The organism is Coprococcus sp. RTP21428st1_C9_RTP21428_210409 (assembly GCF_040227395.1).
Lineage (GTDB): Bacteria > Bacillota > Clostridia > Lachnospirales > Lachnospiraceae > Coprococcus > Coprococcus aceti.
Genome location: NZ_JBEHVV010000019.1, coordinates 22921 through 43106, shown reverse-complemented (window position 1 = coordinate 43106; position 20186 = coordinate 22921). Strand labels below are relative to the sequence as shown.

Annotated in this window: 19 protein-coding genes; 1 reads left to right on the top strand and 18 read right to left on the bottom strand. The window is 44.2% G+C overall.

The window, feature by feature from the left end:
- The 18 genes from ABUA34_RS05705 to ABUA34_RS05620 all read right to left on the bottom strand — a co-directional run.
- Positions 1 to 356 (bottom strand): response regulator (locus ABUA34_RS05705; protein WP_349822992.1); only part of this gene is annotated, 356 nt, incomplete at its 3' end.
- Positions 346 to 1458, bottom strand: a complete 1113-nt coding sequence (locus ABUA34_RS05700; protein WP_331473903.1) for a sensor histidine kinase — start codon at positions 1456 to 1458, stop codon at positions 346 to 348. The genes ABUA34_RS05705 and ABUA34_RS05700, both read right to left, overlap by 11 nt.
- Positions 1459 to 1677: 219 nt before the next feature.
- On the bottom strand, positions 1678 to 2118 hold the full coding sequence (gene sufU / locus ABUA34_RS05695; protein WP_004851759.1) for a Fe-S cluster assembly sulfur transfer protein SufU: 441 nt from the start codon (positions 2116 to 2118) through the stop codon (positions 1678 to 1680).
- A complete protein-coding gene (locus ABUA34_RS05690) occupies positions 2108 to 3325 on the bottom strand; it encodes an aminotransferase class V-fold PLP-dependent enzyme (RefSeq protein WP_349822991.1) in 1218 nt (405 codons plus the stop codon). Before ABUA34_RS05690 ends, sufU begins: the two co-directional genes overlap by 11 nt.
- Positions 3306 to 4373 carry a SufB/SufD family protein gene (locus tag ABUA34_RS05685; protein ID WP_055145402.1) on the bottom strand — a complete coding sequence of 356 codons (1068 nt, stop codon included), beginning with the start codon at positions 4371 to 4373 and terminating at the stop codon, positions 3306 to 3308. The genes ABUA34_RS05690 and ABUA34_RS05685 overlap by 20 nt, the downstream gene beginning before the upstream one ends.
- Positions 4374 to 4387: 14 nt before the next feature.
- Positions 4388 to 5794 (bottom strand): Fe-S cluster assembly protein SufB, encoded by a 1407-nt coding sequence (sufB, locus tag ABUA34_RS05680; protein WP_004851766.1) that lies wholly within the window; start codon positions 5792 to 5794, stop codon positions 4388 to 4390.
- A 3-nt stretch (positions 5795 to 5797) separates the two neighbouring features.
- Entirely contained in the window at positions 5798 to 6547 is a 750-nt protein-coding gene (gene sufC / locus ABUA34_RS05675; RefSeq protein WP_004851768.1) for a Fe-S cluster assembly ATPase SufC, read from the bottom strand.
- A 109-nt stretch (positions 6548 to 6656) separates the two neighbouring features.
- A complete protein-coding gene (locus ABUA34_RS05670) occupies positions 6657 to 7067 on the bottom strand; it encodes an RrF2 family transcriptional regulator (protein WP_015534709.1) in 411 nt (136 codons plus the stop codon).
- A 254-nt stretch (positions 7068 to 7321) separates the two neighbouring features.
- Complete coding sequence (locus ABUA34_RS05665; protein WP_055145399.1) at positions 7322 to 8185, bottom strand: DegV family protein; 864 nt, start codon at positions 8183 to 8185, stop codon at positions 7322 to 7324.
- A gap of 170 nt (positions 8186 to 8355) precedes the next feature.
- Positions 8356 to 10329 (bottom strand): GGDEF domain-containing protein, encoded by a 1974-nt coding sequence (locus tag ABUA34_RS05660; RefSeq protein WP_238050635.1) that lies wholly within the window; start codon positions 10327 to 10329, stop codon positions 8356 to 8358.
- Positions 10330 to 10367: 38 nt separating this feature from the next.
- On the bottom strand, positions 10368 to 11315 hold the full coding sequence (locus ABUA34_RS05655) for a type I phosphomannose isomerase catalytic subunit (protein ID WP_015534706.1): 948 nt from the start codon (positions 11313 to 11315) through the stop codon (positions 10368 to 10370).
- A gap of 568 nt (positions 11316 to 11883) precedes the next feature.
- Positions 11884 to 12909 carry a glycoside hydrolase family 130 protein gene (locus ABUA34_RS05650; RefSeq protein ID WP_055145391.1) on the bottom strand — a complete coding sequence of 342 codons (1026 nt, stop codon included), beginning with the start codon at positions 12907 to 12909 and terminating at the stop codon, positions 11884 to 11886.
- A 129-nt stretch (positions 12910 to 13038) separates the two neighbouring features.
- A complete protein-coding gene (locus tag ABUA34_RS05645; RefSeq protein ID WP_015534705.1) occupies positions 13039 to 14217 on the bottom strand; it encodes a glycoside hydrolase family 130 protein in 1179 nt (392 codons plus the stop codon).
- Between the two features lie 41 nt (positions 14218 to 14258).
- Positions 14259 to 15434, bottom strand: coding sequence for an AGE family epimerase/isomerase (locus ABUA34_RS05640; protein ID WP_055145385.1), 1176 nt, complete (start codon positions 15432 to 15434; stop codon positions 14259 to 14261).
- Between the two features lie 24 nt (positions 15435 to 15458).
- Entirely contained in the window at positions 15459 to 16343 is an 885-nt protein-coding gene (locus ABUA34_RS05635; protein ID WP_349822990.1) for a carbohydrate ABC transporter permease, read from the bottom strand.
- A gap of 1 nt (position 16344) precedes the next feature.
- Complete coding sequence (locus ABUA34_RS05630) at positions 16345 to 17376, bottom strand: carbohydrate ABC transporter permease (RefSeq protein WP_055145382.1); 1032 nt, start codon at positions 17374 to 17376, stop codon at positions 16345 to 16347.
- 148 nt (positions 17377 to 17524) lie between these two features.
- Positions 17525 to 18409 (bottom strand): ABC transporter substrate-binding protein, encoded by an 885-nt coding sequence (locus ABUA34_RS05625; protein WP_349822993.1) that lies wholly within the window; start codon positions 18407 to 18409, stop codon positions 17525 to 17527.
- Entirely contained in the window at positions 18370 to 18969 is a 600-nt protein-coding gene (locus ABUA34_RS05620) for a hypothetical protein (RefSeq protein ID WP_349822989.1), read from the bottom strand. The genes ABUA34_RS05625 and ABUA34_RS05620 overlap by 40 nt, the downstream gene beginning before the upstream one ends.
- Positions 18970 to 19259: 290 nt before the next feature.
- Here ABUA34_RS05620 and ABUA34_RS05615 point away from each other — a divergent pair, with 290 nt between their 5' ends.
- Positions 19260 to 20180, top strand: coding sequence for a helix-turn-helix domain-containing protein (locus ABUA34_RS05615; protein WP_349822988.1), 921 nt, complete (start codon positions 19260 to 19262; stop codon positions 20178 to 20180).
- Positions 20181 to 20186: the final 6 nt, after the last annotated feature.

The window sequence follows — 20186 nt, the reverse complement described above, 5'->3', positions numbered from 1 at the left end:
GCAGATCTGACCCTGGCAACCAGCTCCTCCGAACCAAATGGTTTTGTAACATAATCATTTGCACCCAGATTGAGAGCCTCCACCTTATCCTTCTCATCAGATCTCGCCGAGAGAACTATGACCGGCGTGAAATCCGTCTTCCTTATCTCTGTGAGGAACGATATACCATCCTTATCCGGGAGTCCGAGATCAAGTATAACTATGTCAGGCCTATGAGACGCATACATCATAAGTCCACTCCCGCAGGATGTGGCTATGATCGTCTGATAACCATTTGCCTGCATCAAGGTATCCAGCAGGTTGTTGATATTTTGTTCATCTTCTATTATCAAGACTTTGTATTTGTTATTGCTCATCCGTAACCTCCTCTATCTTCAGTGTAAACCTGAATACTGCACCGCCTTCCGCGGAATTGTATGCACTTATATCTCCTCCATGTGCTTTTATGATGGTCGCACATACCGACAGACCTATTCCGGCATTTCTTCTCGGCCTGCAGTCCGCGGACACCTCATCAGAGCTGTCCCCCAGAAGGCTTCCATCAAACAGGTGTTTCAACCTATCCTCCGGTATTCCATCGCCATCATCCTGTACCTCAAACACAACCCTGTCGCCATCGCATTTCACATTCAATGCCAGATTCTTCATTCCCTCTGCATGCTGTACTGCATTCTCAAGGATATTGATGATAACCTGCTCTATGAGAATTGCATCCATTGGTATGATGACCAGCTCATCGGGCAGATCGACTTCTACCTCCTGATCAGGATATCTCTTTGCAAATTTGATAAGCACCGAATCTATCAGCTCATCCAGGGCTATCGGGGTCTTTATGAGATTAATGTCTCCGTCCAGCCTCGTTACGGACAGCAGATTCTCAACCATACGATAAAGCCACTGGGAATCCTGTTGTATTCCCCTGAGCATCTTCTCCTTCTGCTCATCCGTAAATTCGCTGCCACTCTCTATAAGTGCCGAGCTGGCCCCGTAAATGGTGGTAAGCGGAGTTCGAAAATCATGCGACACTGCACGCAGCAGGTTCGCCCTCATTTTCTCCATCTCACTTTCTTTCTTGAGCATTTCCTGATGCTTTATCTTACTTGTAAAACCACAGGTGATAAACGCTATGGCTATCATGATTATCGCCGATGTGATATTTTCAGGTATCAGGAAATCTATCTTGAAATACGGAAATGTAAATGCAAAATTCACTATTATCACGCTGACTACAGATGCCAGTATTCCATACACATATCCGTCAGTGAACACCGATATCAAAAATACCGAAAACACCATGACGGCCGGTATCAATATGTCTGTAGTAAATGTTGTCTTTATTATCAGACACAATCCAACCCCTATGGCTATCATCACCAGCATCAACAGCGCATTTTTTATAATGTCCTTACATTTACACCCCTTATTTTTTTTGCTTTTTTGTATATTTATTTTTTTCATATGTATCAATCCCTTTTGGATTATTCTAAAGAAAGCGCCACCAGTACACCTCATGTCACAAACGACATAGATCTTACCAGCGGCGCCCGCTTTCACACATTCAAGTGAAGTATATCATGCCTATAGTTAAGATGCAGATAAAGAATATCTACGATATGGGGAGCAGGCGCATTCCGATGCGCTTCGCGCAGCGCCCGCATTATCATAAGGAATCCACCCTTATGATATATTCTTCAGTGCTTCTTCAAGGGTGTGCCATCCGAGGACCGCACACTTTACTCTGGCCGGCATGTGCGCTATATCCTTGAGCGCTGATGCCTCCTCAAGCTGGTCTATCTCCTCGTCTGTAGCCTCTCCCTGTATCATCTTCAGAAAGAGCTGCCCAAGCTTCAAGGCCTCCTCCTTGGTCTTTCCTATGATCATTCCAAGCATTATATCTGCCGACGCCTGGGATATAGCACATCCATCTCCCACGAATGATCCATCCTCGATGACTCCGTTCTCAACCTTCAGTTTAAGCCAGATGTCATCACCGCAGTTGGGATTTACACCCTCCAGCACAACATTTGCTGCAGGAAGATCATATTTGAATTCAGGTCTCATATTGTGCTCTGTAAGGATCTCATTATAAAAATTCCTGTTTTGAATATTATTCTGCATATCCCATTCTCCTTCTCACATTTGTGACGCTCTCCACAAATGCATCTACCTCTTCATCTGTATTGTAGAACATAAAGCTTGCCCTTGTCGTGTTGTACACGCCCAGATGTACAAGCAGTGGCTGTGCGCAGTGATGTCCCGCTCTCACATCTATTCCATCCGCAGCCATGATCTCGCTGACATCGTGTGGGTGTACATTGTCTATGGTGAACGCCACTATTCCGGTGTGGTTCTCCGGCTTATCTGAACCGATGACATGTACGTGAGGAAGCTTTGCAAGTCCCTCCATAGCACGGGTCGTGAGCTCCAGCTCTCTCTTTTCTATATAGTCAAATCCAACCTCTTTGATGTAGCCTATAGCAGCCGCAAGTCCCGCAGCTCCTGCCGCATTGACTGTACCTGCCTCAAACTTGTGAGGCAATTCCGCGTATACCGCACCATCTCTTGAAACCGAATCTATCATCTCTCCGCCTGACATGAATGGAGGCATCGCGTCAAGCAGTTCCTGTCTTCCGTATAACACGCCTATTCCCATAGGTCCCATGAGCTTGTGGCCTGAGAATGCAAAGAAGTCCGCTCCCAGCTCATGCACATCTATAGCCATATGCGGTGTACTCTGTGCGCCGTCGACAACGACAACCGCGCCAAAGCTGTGTGCTCTGTCAGCCATCTTTCTGACCGGATTCACACATCCGAGGACATTTGACACATGTCCGACAGCAAGCAGCTTTGTGTGCTCGTTGATTCCCGCATTGATGGTCTCGTCAGTCAGCGTTCCATCCTTCTCGCAGTCGAGATATCTGAGAGTTGCGCCTGTGGCTCTGGCTGCCATCTGCCATGGAAGCATATTGCTGTGGTGCTCCATGATGGTGACCGCTATCTCGTCGCCGGCTTTCAGGTTGTTAAGTGCATAGCTGTATGCCACAAGATTAAGGCTCTCTGTGGTATTCCTGGTGAAGATTATTTCCTTCTCGGAATCCGCATGGATGAAATCTCTCACAACCTTTCTGGCACTCTCATACCTCTCTGTAGCCTCAAGGCTGAGCGGATAGAATCCTCTGAGCGGATTCGCATTGCTCTTCTCATAGAACTCTCTCTCAGCGTCTATGACAACCTGTGGCTTCTGTGCTGTGGCCGCATTGTCTATATAAGCTGTGTCATTGTTTCTCAACAGAGGAAAATCCTCTCTATAATTCCTGTCTGTCATATTCCATTACCTCCGCAAGCTGCTTCTCCACCAGCTTCTCTGTGTTCTCGTCCTGGATCTTGCGGTAGAGGACCTCCATCTTGCCCTTGGTCATCATGTCCTCGGCTGTCTCCATATCGATTCCCCTTGACGCGAAGTAGAATAAAGTATCCTCGTCAAGCTCACCGATGGTCGCTCCATGTGATCCCTCCACATTTTCCTCTGCACAGAGGATAAGCGGTATAGTCTTGTTCACCACATCATCGCCGAGCAGCAGTACATTCTCAGTCTCAGCGCCCTTCGAATCCGATGAACCTGTCTTGAAATCTATCGAACCTCTGAATATCTTCTCCGCAGCATCCTTAAGTGTTCCATCCACCTGTATGTTGCAGTTGGTCTTCTTGCCTATATGGTTAACCACAAGGTTGATATCTATGACCTGCTTCTTCTGGCCAAGGTAACCTATATCCATGTTGGTTGAAGCACGCTTACCAATGAGCTCAGTTCTCACGCCGTTGTACAGATTGCCCTTGCCGATAAATATCTGAAGCACATCTAGCTGCCCATTCTCCGCACACTCACTTCCCACGTCGTTGAGTATGGTCGTGTTCTCATCCTGCATAAATATCTGTACAAGACGTATGTGTGCATCCTTCTCTATATTAAAACGCGTACGGAATGCCAGGCTACCGCCCTCCGCATTCTCGCCAAATGTCTCTATGACTGTCATGTCTGAACCTGCATCTGCCTGCACGTAAGCATAACCGCTGCTGCCATTTGCCCCGGTTCCATTTATCAGCACGTGCACTGTCTGCCCTTTATTGGTCTCGTCCGCAACGAGTACACTTCCTGCTGCCTGCTGTGCGAAGAGTACGTCCGCATCTCTTCCTGCACCAGTCTCTATTCCATCGAAATCAGAAGCCTGCTTATCAGCTTCCTTGCCGCCATCTATCTTCACACTGCATCCCGCCATGTCCGGATTCCAGTTAAGTGCTGTGTCGTTCATGCGAAGCCAGTACCATGTCTTTGCCGGGAGCTTGTTGATCTTCATCTCGTTATTGTTCTCCATGTCACCGCACCTCCTTAACCTATGCTGCCCTTCATCTCAAGACGGATGAGGTTGTTCATCTCAAGAGCATACTCAAGCGGCAGCTCCTTCGATACATTGTCTGCAAATCCACTGACGATACATGCTCTCGCGTCTTCTTCACTCATTCCTCTGGACATCAGGTAGAACACAGCCTCGTCACTGATGCTTCCTATCTGTGCCTCATGTCCCACATTTACCTTCTTGGTTCTGATATCCATGGCCGGTATGGTGTCCGAACGTGATATCGAATCAAGCATAAGTGACTGGCAGGAAACTGCTGCCTTGGAGTTCTCAGCCTCCTTTGTCACTACAACTGATGAACGGAATGTGCTTATACCCCCATCCTTGGAGATAGACTTTGTGTTGATATATGAGCTTGTGTCAGGTGCCGCATGAACTACCTTCGCTCCTGTGTCAAGATTCTGTCCCTTACCGGCAAATGTAACTCCGGTGAACTCCATCCTGGCGCCCTTGCCCTTGAGCACGCTCATCGGGTAAAGGTATGACACATGTGATCCAAATGAACCCGATACCCACTCGATGGTTCCACCCTCTTCAACGCGGGCTCTCTTGGTGTTCAGGTTGTACATGTTCTTGGACCAGTTCTCTATGGTTGAATATCTGAGCTTTGCGTTCTTGCCGACAAACAACTCCACACAGCCTGCGTGAAGGTTCGCCACATTGTACTTCGGTGCCGAACATCCCTCTATAAAATGGAGGTCTGCTCCCTCATCTACTATGATGAGTGTGTGCTCAAACTGACCCGCGCCCGCTGCATTAAGTCTGAAGTATGACTGAAGTGGAATCTCAACCTTTACTCCAGGTGGCACATATACAAATGAACCGCCTGACCACACAGCTCCGTGAAGTGCTGCAAATTTGTGATCATGAGGGGTGACAAGCTTCATGAAATGCTTCTGCACCATGTCTGCATACTCACCTGTGAGTGCACTCTCCATATCAGTGTACACAACTCCCATATCCGCAACCTCCTGGCGGACATTGTGATATACGAGCTCTGAGTCGTACTGTGCGCCAACTCCCGCAAGGGATTTTCTCTCAGCCTGAGGGATTCCAAGTCTCTCAAATGTATCCTTGATATCCTCAGGAACTTCATCCCAGCTGCCCTTCATCTTGGTATTTGGTCTTACGTAAGTAACTATATTGTCAATATCCAGTCCCTCGATGGATGGGCCCCAGTCAGGAACCTGCATATTGTTGTATATCTGTAAAGACTCAAGTCTGAAATTCTGCATCCATGCCGGATCATGTTTCTCCTTTGAAAGCTGCTCAACTATCTCAGGTGTGAGACCAGCTTTAAGCTTATAGGCATCTTTGTCATCATACTTGAAGTCATATATATTTCTGTCTATGTCCTCTACATATGTCTTTTCCTTCATCTTCTATATCCTTTCATACTCTGCAAATCCAGACTCGTTGATCTTGTCCACAAGTGATGCGTCACCAGTCTCTATGATCTTGCCCTCAACCATGACATGTGTGTAGTCAACGGTGAGTGACTCAAGGATCTTGGTGCTGTGTGTGATGATAAGCAGACTTCCCTTGCAGTTCTTCTGGTATTCCTCGATACCTGCTGATACTGTACGGACTGCATCAACGTCAAGTCCTGAATCTGTCTCGTCAAGGATTGCCAGTGATGGCTTGAGCATCAGAAGCTGAAGTATCTCTGCCTTCTTCTTCTCACCACCTGAAAATCCCACATTCAGGTCTCTCTCCGCATAAGATGGATCCATCTGAAGGATCTCCATGGTTCTCTCAAGCTCCTTCTTGAAATCCCAGAGACGGATTCTCTTGCCGGTCTTCTGCTCAAGGGCATTTCTTATAAATGAGCTGAGTGTCACACCAGGCACCTCTAGAGGATTCTGGAATGAGAGGAATATTCCTGCCTTTGCACGCTCATTGACAGCCTCTTCTGTGATGTTCTTACCATCAAACCATATCTCGCCCTCTCTGACTGTATATCTAGGATTGCCCATAAGTGCATATCCAAGGGTTGACTTTCCGGTTCCATTAGGTCCCATAAGTACATGTGTCTCACCCTTGCCGATCTCCAGGTTCACACCGTGAAGGATCTGTTTATCCTCAACATCAACATGTAAATTCTTAACTTCCAATAATTTTTTATCTGACATCAGTCTGCCTCCTTTTATACCAAGCCCGGCAATTGCTTTATCACTTCTATATCCGGCGATTCAATTGTCCCGCTTTAATTATCTTTTTGCTTGTATCAAATTACTCTGCTCATTCCACATTTCTGGCTATATCCGCCAGTGTCTTACCCTGGAAATAATCCTGTATCAACTCCGCCAGTCCCTGCCATATCGGCAAAGTGTAGCACTGTCCGGATCTGTCACAGGTCATTGCGCTGTTCTTCATGCATGCCACCGGGGCAAGTCCACCTTCCGTGAGTTCAAGTATCTCCCACAGTGTATATTCCTCAGGAGCCTTTTTGAGTCTGTAGCCTCCGCCATGTCCGCTGGCTGCCTCTATCAGATTTGCCTTGGACAGCATGCGCATTATACTCTCCAGATACTTCTGGGACAGTTCCTCTTTCTGAACTATTTCTTTTAACGGAATGAATCTGCCGTCGTGGTTTATGGCAAGGTCTGCCATGACCCTCAGGGCATATTCTCCCTTTGAAGAAATCACCATATCTGTAAATCCTCCTTACATATGAGTGTGATCACATTCCAGCCGCAAATACACGGTCATTCCAGTCATCACCCTCATCCGCCATTTTTGGGCGTAATAAGTCAATATCTGACTCGCAAAAATAGGATATTCCCATTTACCTACTATGTCAATAGGTTAATACACAAAAAATAATAGAAGGTGTGGCAGCCTTCCATTATTTTCCATTATTTTGTCTATTTCAAGCATTTTATATAATTTATCCGTGTAGCAGTCTACTCATGATATGTTATTATCAGCCCGTCTTTTCCCATATAATAGCTGCACAGCCCGCTTGCAGGTACGACGCTCACATCCGTGTCGAGCCATTCAGCCTTGATAAGATGCCCCAGCTTTTCTGCTCCCTCCTCATTCATACAGTGGCTTATGACCAGCTCTCCCCCTGCAAATCCCGTCTCCCGGAGAGTATCTATCAGCTTATCATATGTCTTCTTCATACCTCTGAATTTGTGTCTGAGTTCAATTCGTCCACCAGGTGATGCCACACCTATTGCGGATATATTGAATCTATGAGCCGCATAACCCACAAGCTTATTTAATCTGCCCGCCTTTATCAGGTTGTCCAGACTCCCCAAGGCAAACATTACCTGCGTCTCCCTCACTGCTTTGTCGGCAGCACTTACTATGGCATCAAATGAATCACCTTCATGAATACCTTCATATATTATATTTGTCAGCTGTTCCGGGAGCCCCCCGGCACCACATGTGTTTATCACCGCAATATTCCTGTCCGGATATTTCTCAAGCGCCATATGTCTTGCAGCTATGGCGCTGTTGTAACTTCCCGACAATGCAGCTGACAACGTAAATGCGATAACATTTTCCGCATCCCCCCACGCCTCAAGCCACGCATGGGGTGAAGGGCAGCTAGTTCTTCCGCCTGACCGGCAATTTGCAATATGTTCAAGCATCTTCTCTATATCTATACCCGGTTCGTCTATATAATCTGTGTTATCAACAGATATTACAAACGGAACCTCAGCATAATCTATTCCAGCCAGTCCATCCGGTCCATCCGGCACAAGCAGACTGCAGCCGGAATCCGAAACCAGTTTCCATCCATGATCATTTCTTTTCATCTCAACAACACCTCCATGCACAATATGCATCACACGAGTATTATTAGATATTTTTTCTGTATTTATACATTTTAGACATTTTTTCTGGGAGCATAAATTTTACAAAAAAAGGTATGATCAAGCTGCACTCAACGCAACCTGATCATACCTTTTATTTATTATATAAATTATCAATTCTTAACCTTAACAACATCCTTCTTCCTGTACTTCTTCACCTCATACAGCTTCTCATCTGCCATAGTCATGGCATTCTGAAGACCTTTCTTGTTATATTCTACGATCTGACAGTTTCCAAGCGATACACTCACTTTATAAGGCTTATCACAATGCTCATTGAACTTCTCAAATGAACTGTATACTTCCTCAGCAAATGCATCTGCAGCGTCAGAGTCCTTAAGGCCGAGTACAAGACAGCAATACTCGTCGCCACCTATTCTGCCTACGATTCCATTATCGCCTACAGATTTGATCAGAATATCTCCTATGGTTTTAAGAGAGAAATCACCCTCATCATGTCCATATCTGTCATTGATGATCTTGAGACTGTTCATATCAGCGTAGAATACCGTAGCCGTCCTTTTCTGCTCCTCACATTCCTTGAGCAGCTGTAATGATCTGTCAAAGAAACCTCGTCTGTTCATGATTCCTGTAAGGGGATCCTGTTTTGACAGATTGTCAAGCATAATGTTGTTTTTTTGCAGGATCGCCATACTCTCCTCAAGGCGCTTCATGATCTCCTCGTTCGTCTTGAGCAGATTGATCATCTTGACAGCAGCTGAGACCTGGTTTCCAAGAAACTCCCCATTCACCAGAACTCCTTCCGTGAGATCACACAGAAGAACTCCATAGAGTATTTCGTTGGAATACAGCGGCAAGAGTACATATATTCCAGCTCCTTCCACACCGAGACTCTCAAAATCATAGAGATTTGATGATGACACCTTCTGGTTCACAGTGATCACACTGCTGACCTTCTCTTTAAGATCCTTAGTCTTGAGATATAACTGGTCAGGCAGTTCAAATGGCTCACCGATCAGATGTATTATTGGCTCTTTATATAAGAATATAAATGCATTCTCTATGTCCAGCCAGTCCATGGTGCCAAGAATCTCTCCATAACTTCTGTCGTTGCCTCTGTCAAAGCTCAAGACCTTCTGGATAAATGTTTTCATCTTAAACTGAGTCTTATTCCGCTCTTCCCACTGCTCTGAGAGCATATGGTTCATTGAGAGATATCCCTCAATGACATTCTTACTACGTTTTCTTGATCCGCCTTTTTTACAGAATGAATCTCTTCTGATAAACTCAGTAGGAAGTATCTTACTCTCAACCTGCTTGCCATCAATAAGCCTGACCATAAGATTTACAGCCTCTGAGCCAAGTTTTCCCGCGTCTGCACGCACAGTCGAAAGCGTCGGATATATCTGTGTAGCCCACTCAATATCATCGTAACCCATGACTGATATATCTCTTCCCGGCAGAATATCCCTCGCCTTAAGTTCTTCATAAAAACCAGATGCACAGGAATCATTCACACAGAACACTCCCTGCATATCCGGATTTCTGTCCAGAATATCTCTGAAAACCTCTTTTGATTCCGATGTAAGATTGCCCTCCACATAAAGTCCCGGATCAAACTCTATTCCATGAGCCTCAAGCACCTCAATGTAGGTTCTCCTTCTCTCCTTTGCATCATAATTGGAGTCCGGACCGCCTATCATGCCTATTCTTGTATAACCAAGTTCCTCGATCATGTAATTGAGTCCTTCTCTTATGCCTGCTCCATTGTCATATCTGACACAAATCTGATCCGGCTCATCTGCAGCCACTATCACGCACGGCATCTGCAGATATCTTTTCATAAATTCGCTGATACGCTCCTTGGTTGCAAAGCAGCCAATACAACTCGATGCAACAATAACGCCGTCCAGATTCTCCTTTGTAGCATAGGAAAACAGTGTCTGATACTGATATTCATAATATATATCTGACGTTTCTGGGTATTCCCGGTCAAGAAACTTACCCGGAATAACAACTATATTGACATCAAGCGTCTTTGCTCTCTCTATAACCCCATGACAGAGCAGCCTCGTAAAATCATCCGTGATTCCACCTACCAGAACACCTATCGTCTTTCTCTTCATAACTATCCCCCTTGACATTCTCTTCCAAAGGCAGGATCTTACTTGCTGACTGTGGATGCTACGATCTCCATATTGCCCTCAAACACTGGGTTGCTGTATCCGTTTGGCAGGATAAAGTGATCACCCTTCTTTATAGCGTTTCCATCCACTGTTCCACTTCCCGCAACTACAGACATGATAAGGAATGGCTTGTCGCCCACATTCAGCTCTGCCTTTCCCTCAACATCCAGCTTGTATACTGTGTAATACTTACAGCTTATAAGCTCACAGAGTTCATTTGCCTTATCTGCCTTGACACTTATAACGCTGTCCTCAACCGGCTTTGCAGGAACTGTTATAACATCTATGCTCTGCTTTACGTGAAGATCTCTAGGCTTTCCATTGCTCAGTCTGTCATAATCATAAACTCTGTATGTGATGTCACTGTTCTGCTGTGTCTCAAGAAGTGTGATTCCTCCTTTGATCGCGTGTACTGTACCGGGATCTATCTGAATGAAATCCCCCTTCTTAACAGGGATCTCTCTGATAAACTCCTTCCATTTCTTACCTTCGATCATATCACATAATTCTTCCTTTGTCCTTGCATTATGACCGATTACAAGTGTTGAATCTTCCTTGCAGTCAAGAATATACCAGCACTCCATCTTACCAAATGAACCATTCTCATGTTCTGCTGCGTATGCATCGTCCGGATGCACCTGAATACTCAGATCATCTTTTGCATCGATTATCTTTATAAGCAGTGGGAATCTGACACCATCTATGCCGCCAAACAGCTCTCTGTGGCTGTCCCATAAGTCGGCAAGCGTATGACCTGCAAACTCGCCATTTTTCACTGTACAGTTGCCATTCTCATGTGCCGCAACTCCCCAGCACTCGCCTATATCATCGCCCTCAACATCATATCCATATTCTTCTCTGAGCTTTGTACCGCCCCAGATATTGTGCGTAAACACGGGATTTAAAAAAAGTATTTCCTTGTTCATTGTCATTTTCCTCCTTTTGACGTACGGCAATTGTGTGCATATCCGTACGGTGTACACATCCGACTTGTCTGGCTCGGAACGCTCCCGCTCGTTTCGCCCTGCAGCGGATACTAAGATGCCGCTAACGCGCCATCTAAGTACCGGCGGGCTCAAATGTCCGAACCATGACAATGTCGAATATGTACACCTGTTACTGATTACACCATTCCCCAATTGCCTGTTCTATATAAGACGGTGAAGAAATCACATTTTTACACTGACCATGACTTCTTCACTCGTCATTTCCATGATAATGTATGTCACTGCTATTTTATTGCGTCTGTTGTCTTTTTTCTACATATTACAGTCTTTTTTCTGCCTTTTTAGTTTTTATGATTGCCAAAGCCCTCAGAATCAAATTCAGCCTGGCTTACTGCCAGGCTGTCATAGTCTAAAAGTTTTGGCAATCACCTGCCATTACATTTCTTTTTAGAGGGGCCCCGAAGGCGGCGGGCACCGCCTTGGGAAATGAGAAAAAAATAATACAATTGCCGCGTATGAGTAGGGGCTCATAGCGATCTATAACTAACTATCTTCTACCGATCTCGGTATCAGAAGTTGTTACCACACTGTGTGACTTGATATAATCTACGATCTCATCAAGCTTTGTGAATGCAAGGCCAACATAGCTGTCAGCTGCACCGTAGTAAATGGCGATCTTTCCAGACTCGCTGTCGTGAATAGTAGCACATGGGAAGCATACATTAGGAACAAATCCACGCTCCTCGTACCACTCTTCTGGTGTGAGAAGGAAGTTCTCACAACGATACTTAACGATCGATGGGTTGTCGATATCAAGGATTGCTCCACCGATCGAATATACATAACCGTTACATGTTCCCGCTACTCCATGGTAGAATAACAGCCATCCTTCAGAAGTCTCAATAGGGGCTGCACCGCCGCCAATCTTGAGTGACTCCCACCACTCGCTGCTCTTGCCCATGACATGTCTGTGCTTACCCCAGTAAACCATATCAGGACTCTCACTTACGAATATATCACCAAATGGTGTGTGTCCACTGTCACTTGGGCGTGACAGCATCACGAAATTACCGTTGATCTTTCTTGGGAAGAGAACTGCATTTCTGTTAAATGGAAGGAATGGGTTCTCGATTCTCACAAATGTCTTGAGATCCTTTGACTTTGCGATGCCTATCGCTGCACCGTAGAAATCCTGGCACCAGATTGCATAATATGTATCCTCTACCTTTACAAGTCTTGGATCATATGCGTATATAGGCATGAACTCTACACCGTTCTCATCAACAAACTTGATCTTCTCCTCGCTGATATTCCAGTGGATAGCATCCTCGCTCTCTCCGAGGTAGATGTATGGAATTCCATTCACCTGCTCGCCTCTAAATACTCCGACAAATTTTCCCTCAAATGGAACTACCGCACTGTTGAATATTCTTGCAACACCCTTTGCCGGGTTTCTTCCTATTATAGGATTCTCTGTATATCTCCAGATTGGAGCGTCATGATTGTCATTTGCCGGTCTGTCCTGCCATGGCACGTTTGGCACAGGCTCGCTGAACATTTTTACTTCTGACATAAGTACCTCTTTCTTCCGGCATCTTAGCCGGATTTTTTATTTTATTATCACGTTATATGGTATCTGCACAGGCAAAGGGCATACTAACCAACGTGCTGTTTCATCTGGCAGCCCATATATTATACTTTCTTACTTGTCTGTATTCTTAAGAAACTCCAGGTTCTTCTTGATAAGCTCACATCTCTGTGCTACGCACTCTACACTTCTTCCCGGATCAGATGGTGTGTTGAATACATAATCGATAAGTCTGTCAACTGTTGTTGTTGCAACATGCATTCTTGTATCGCTTGATGCGTAGTAGATGAACACTTCGTTGTTCTCGTTTACGATGGCGCCATTTGTGAATACAACGTTGGATACATCGCCGACTCTCTCCTCACCACGAGGTCCGATGAGCATTCCTGATGGCTCAGCGATAACCTTTGAAGGATCATTGAGGTCTGTTGCAAATGCGTAGAGTACATATCTAAGACCGGCAGCTGTGTTTCTCACACCATGTGCGATGTGGATCCAGCCCTTGTCTGTCTTTATTGGAGGTGCACCTGCACCGTTCTTTGCCTCTGTTATAGTGTGGTACTTACGAAGACTTGTCATCTTCTCCTCGTCTATAACCGCATGCTCTATATCATCACAGAGACCGAATCCTATTCCGCTGCCGCTTCCTGTCTCGATGAAATCATCCATTGGACGTGTATAGAATGCGTACTTGCCATCCACAAATTCAGGGTGAAGTACAACATTTCTCTGCTGTGGGGAACGAAGAGTCTTGAGGTTGTCAAGGCGCTCCCAGTGCTTTAAATCCTTTGTTCTCACGATACCTGCTGCTGCAACTGCTGCTGAGAGGTCATTTACAGTTGTATCCTTGCTCTCTGAACAGAACACACCGTAGATCCATCCATCCTCGTGCTGTGTCAGTCTCATATCATATACATTTGTTTCCTCAGGACATACATCATCCAGAAGGATTGGATAATCCCAGAAACGGAATCCATCGATACCGTTGTCACTCTCAGCTACGCCGAAGAATGACTTTCTGTCATTTCCCTCTATTCTTGCGACAAGATAATACTTGCCGTTCAGGTAGATAGCACCTGAGTTCATGACAGCGTTAACTCCGAGACGCTCAATGAAGTATGGATTTGTCTCAGGGTTTAAGTCATATCTCCATGTGAGAGGTATCATCTCTCTTGTGAGTACAGGGTACTCATATCTGTCATAGATTCCATTATAGAAATCTGTCTTCTTATTCTTTCTCTCAAGAAGCTTGTTCAGTTTGTCAAGCTCTACATAATATTTCTCATTCATCATTTAGGCATTCTCCTTATAATTTGAAAGCAATTGAATGCTATTTATTTGCCGTCAGCGAGTCTGTTCATAATCTCAAGGCACATTCTGCCGTTGTGGTATGGGCACTTCCATGGCTCAACTATAGGACGTCCGACTCTTGGTGTTCCATCCGCATTCAGATCCCAGAACCACTCTGATCCCGGTCTCTTGTCTATGAAGTATTCCTTTATATACTCCCACACCTTCTCAGCAGCCTCGTAATACTTCTTATCACCCGACTTTTGATAAGCATTTATGAATCCTACTATTGATTCTGCCTGAACCCACCATACTCTTACCGTGTATGGCACGCCCTTTTCACATTCTGTAAGAACTGAATGTCCATCGAAAGCAATCTCATATATCTGCTCTGCAAGGATATCTGTTATCTTTGTAATCTTCTCTGTGTACTCTGCCTCTCCAAGCACCTCGGTCGCCCTATCCAGGAGCCATGATGTCTCAATGTCATGTCCGTATGAGTACAGATCGATCAGAGAGTTATAATCCTTATCAAAGAACACTTCCTGTCTCTTAAGCTCCGGATTGTATACCTTATCAGCAAATACATCGAGCAGCCATTTCAGGCGCTCCTTTACCTTGGAATCCTTGGATACCTTATAAAGTTCTGTGTAAGCCTCAAGTGCATGGAGCAGTGTGTTCATTGTTCTCTCTGCGAGAACACCATTCTCAGAAAGCTTATCATTTGACTCTGGCTTGAACTCTCTTGTAAATGCCTCGAGATAGCCACCTTCGTCAGTACATTTCTCTTCTATTGTATGGAAAAGCTGCAGGGCCAGGTCCAAAGCTTCCGAATCACCGGAAGCTTCGTAATAGGCGGATAAGGCATATATACTAAATGCCTGATTGTATGTGTGTTTTGTCGTATCTTTGGGTGAACCATCGTAATTCATGGACCAATATATTCCGCCATATTCCCTGTCTATACAATATTCTTTCAGAAATTCATATCCATGAGCAGCCTCATCTAGAAGCTTCGGGTCCTTGAGTGCCTTATACGCACTTGCGAAGAACCAGGTAATTCTACTGTTAAGAATACAACCCTTCTCAGCCTTTTTATCAAGGTTGAGGTCATAATCCATATACCCATAAAATCCGCCGTACTCATCATCCCTCAGGGCCTCCCAGAATGGGATGATAGCATCTATTAATTCTTTTTGAATTTCATTTCTCATATTCATGAACTCTCTTCTTCTAATAAATTATTAACCCTTTACAGCACCCTGTGTAATACCACTATAAATCTGTTTCTGACAGCAGATGAATACTATAAGTGCCGGTATGATCGATATGATAACACCTGCACAGATCAGGTTGTACTGACTTCCCTTAGGTCCTACGAACTTGTAGAGTGAGATAGCCATTGTCTTGATCTCCGGGCTTATGAGGTAAAGGTTTGCAGCGTAGTACTCGTTATAGATTACAACGCCTTTCAGTATACAAGCAGTAACGATAGCCGGCTTGAGAAGTGGAAGTATGATCTTCCAGTAGATGGTCCAGTATGATGCACCATCCACGATAGCTGACTCGTCAAGAGATACTGATATGTTCTCCATAAACTGTATAAAGATGTAGATCGAGATAACATCTGTACCACAGCTCATGATGATGTAACCATATAAGTGATCTATGAATCTCAGATCACCCATGATGTTGTAGACTGTAACCTGCATAGCAACTGCAGGGAGCAATGATGCCACAAGGAAAAGTGTTCTGATAAAGCCGTTTCCCGGGAACTTGAATCTGTTAAGCACATATGCAAGCTGTGTTCCTATTACAACTGACACGATAAGTACGCATACCATGACTATTACTGAGTTGAGGAATGCACGTCCCATGTTGGCAGTCGTGAATGCCTTTACAAAATTGCTGAAGTTCAAAAAGCTTTCAGGAAGTTCCATTACTGAAGTAGCCTTATACTCATCTGTTGTCTTGAAGGCTGTTGTAACACATGATATAAGAGGTACAACCGCACACAGTGAGAAGAATATGAGTACAAAGTACTTGAGGAAACCTCTTACATAATATCCAACGGTTCGTTTTTCTTTTATTGGTGCTATGCCTGGCACATCTGTCTTTCCTCTTGCCATGTTACTTGCCCCCCTTCGCAGAAGCAGCCATCTGCTTCACGTATTTCTTGGTATCTCTCTCCTGTTTCTTGCGAAGCTTCTTTGCCTTATAACTCTCATCATCTGAGCTTGAATCCTTGAAGATGTACTCAAAGAACAGCTTCTGAAGCGCAGCACATATAAGTATGATAAGGAGAAGTACAACGGCCATTGCTGAAGCAAGACCGACCTTCTGGCTTGTATGTGCTATCTTGTTCATGATGATGAAGTAAGTACCTGTTCCGTTTGCACCTGTTGTGATAACGAAAGGCTGCTCGAAAGCACTGAGTGATCCTGTTATTGCTAAAATTACATTTAATGTAACGATTGTCTTGATACTTGGCAGTATGATATATCTAAACTGCTGGAATTTATTTGCACCATCAAGCTCTGCCGCCTCATAAAGTTCTGCATCTACCGACATGATAGCTCCAATGAAGAGAACCATCATCTGTCCAAGGTATCTCCAGACCGAGGTTGAAACCAGTGTCCAGTTGTTGACACTCTGGTCTTTGAGCCAGTATGGAAGGTTGTCTAAGCTAAATCCACACAACTGAAGGATTGAGTCAAACACGAATCCTCTTGTGAAGAAGAATTTGAAAATGAAACCTACAGCGATACCACTGATAAGATAAGGGAAGAAAATAAATCCCTTGAAAAGGTTACCACCTTTTACTTTGAAACTCAGAAGAGTTGCAAGGAAAAGTGCAAGCACTAACTGTACAAGTGCTCCTACGATGTAATACAAACTGAGCTTTAATGCACCGAAACAGTCTTTTCTTGTGAATACATCGATATAATTTGCTAATCCTACGAATTCTCTCTTTTCTACAGGCGTCGTATATTTCATCTTGTAGAAACTAAATTTAACCATCTCTCCGAATGGTATATATGTAAATACTAATAGCAAAAGCAATGGGATAATTGCGAAGGCTGCGCATATTATAACCTGCTGCCCCTTCCTGCTTGACGCCCATTTACCAAAGCCGGATTGTTTTTTGTTAGCCATACTCATTCCACCGCCTTTTTATAATCATGAGCTACACTGCTGGTAGCCTGTCATCAAATACTCGTTTGATGACATTTTTCTCAAAATAAACCGGGGCGGGCAATCCCCGCCCCGGTCTGTAGCTTATTCTTACTTATTTATATTGAAATCTTTATTACTTCTCAGTAACTTCGATTCCTAATGACTCCTGAGCATCTGACCACTTCTGATTCCACTCAGCCATGATATCATCGAATGACATGTCGCCATTTGCAGCATGCTCGATGATGGCCTGGATCTTGTCGTTACCACCATTGCTTACGTTAAGCTCTGACTCTGAATTGAGCTGATTGAGGTAATCCTCCTCGCCCTCAAGAGCTGGCTCGTCTGCAACGAAGTCAACACCGTCGAATGAGATCTTTGACTCTGAACCAGGAACAATTGCAAGTGAATCCTCGTTGTAAGCATATCCTGACTTCTCTGTCATCCACTTAACAAATACAAGAGCTGCCTGTTTCTCATCATCTGAAGCGTTTACGTTGATACCGAAGCAGTAATCTGCTCCTGATGAAGCGTACTGCTTACCATTTACTGAGATAGGGAAAGGAATGTATCCTATATCGTCTGCGTTAGGTCCGCCTGCTTCCATCTGTGGGTATGCCCATGAACCAAGTACCATACATCCGATCTCGCCGTTGTTGATCATTCCCTTACATGACTCCCAATCTGTTGTTGAGTAATCATCCTCTGTAAGTCCCTGTGATACTGCATCGTAAAGGATCTTATATACTGCATAAGCATGTGTATCGTCGCCATAGTTCTTGAATGGATCCTTTGTATGGGCTAACTTCTGGTTCTTGTATGTAGCATCGCCTGTTGCTGTGATCGCGATATAATCATCCCAGGCTCCCATTGTCCAGCCTGCTGCATAGTTTGTGTAAAGTGGAATACAATCCGGATTCTTATCCTTGATTGCCTTGAGTGCCGCAATGAACTCCTCTGGTGTCTTAGGTACGTCTGTCACACCTGCATCAGCAAATACCTTCTTGTTGTATACGATACCCTGTGTTGTAGCTGCAAGAGGTACACCATATACCTGACCCTGATACAGCCATCTGTTTGAGTAATTACAAGACTGCTCATTGTATCATAATCGCCATATGACATGAAATATGTTGAAAGGTCTGCCATGTCAACTGCTGGGATACACATTACTGTCTCGTAGTTTCCTGACTGAAGATGTGTAAGAGCATCTTCTGCATAGTTTGTATCTGTGATGACATCAACCTTGATGTTTGGATACTCCTTGTTGAAGTCCTCAAGATACTGCTTCCAGTTCTTTCCGCCGTAGTCATCTGAGTCCATATCAGTTCTGTTGTTGTAGAACTTGATCTCCGCTGAAAGATCTGTGAAGTCTGTTCCTAACTGGATGTCTGCATATGACTTGATTCCCTCAGCATCAGCTGTTGTGTCATCTGCTGAATCACTTCCTGCTGCCTCTGTGGCAGCCTTTGTTGCCTCTGTTGTGTCCTTGTTATCGCTGTCTGAGCCTCCACAACCTGCAAGTGATGCTGCCATAAGACCAGCCATTGCGATACATGCAATACGCTTTGATTTCATAGTTTTGTCCTCCTTAAAACCTTCTTTGTTTTTAACTTTATATTAAGTATACATTAATTTACTTTTTAGTCATCACTCAATTTTGTTTTTAATCACAGTATTTTGTACTTTTCGTTAATTTTACCATTATCGTTATTTTTTTTCAATATCGTATAGACATTTTATCTATATATTTTTATCTTTAATTAGCATTTTATTGTTTTTTTAGCTAATTAGCCGCTAATTTATATCGCTTTTAGCTTGTGATGATTGTTTAATAATTGTATTATTATGGATAGGAGGTGGTTTACATGTTAGCTAAAGAATTAATTTCCTGCACTGTACTGTCAGGTTACAATATTCAGAAAGATATTGAGAACGCAAGATTCCACAGTGCGTTCTTTACATATGAAGAATCAATGATTAACGATGGCCTGATTCATCTTCTGGCCAACGGCGATATTTCTTTTGCTTATTCATGCAGTTATACCTTCTCTTTCATTCCGTGTTACCATTTCTTCTATATATATGAAGGAACTCTTACAGTAACATCGGGCAACAGCAAATCATCATATTCCAAGAATACAGCCGCGCTTTTTGAGGCAGGATCAGAAATAACATACGCCACGAACGGCAAGTGTCGTTTCTACGATGCATTCATCCTCGGAGCTCCACTTCGCCTGTATCACGAGTTTCTCCCCGAATCCATATATTATAAAAAGGACTCTGCCGGAGCCTCTGTACTCTGGAGTCATCTTTCACTGATAAGCAGACTCCAGGGGGAGTTGTCTGCCACCGATATTTTCAGAATTTCCAAATGGTTTAATGATATCCTGACCGAATTATGTGTATTTATTGAAAACTCATCCAAGAAGATGGATTGTGTGCCTTCTTATCTTTTATCGATAAAGAATCAGATGGATACAAACTACGCCGAACCGATGTCGCTTGATGACCTCGAGGCAACTTACAGGATCAGCAGATACAGGATATGCAGAGAATTTTCATTTCACTTCGGTGAATCACCTATGCGCTATCTCAACAGTCGCAGGATCGATGTTGCCAAAAGGCTCCTTCTCACAACAGATCTGTCCGTCCACGAGGTCGGATCCCAGGTTGGAATCGAGAACACAAACCATTTTATAAATCTGTTCAAAAAAGACACCGGTACAACTCCGCTGTCTTTCAAGCAGGCTGCACCGGTGTCTATTTCCGATTTGCATTACAATTAATATGTA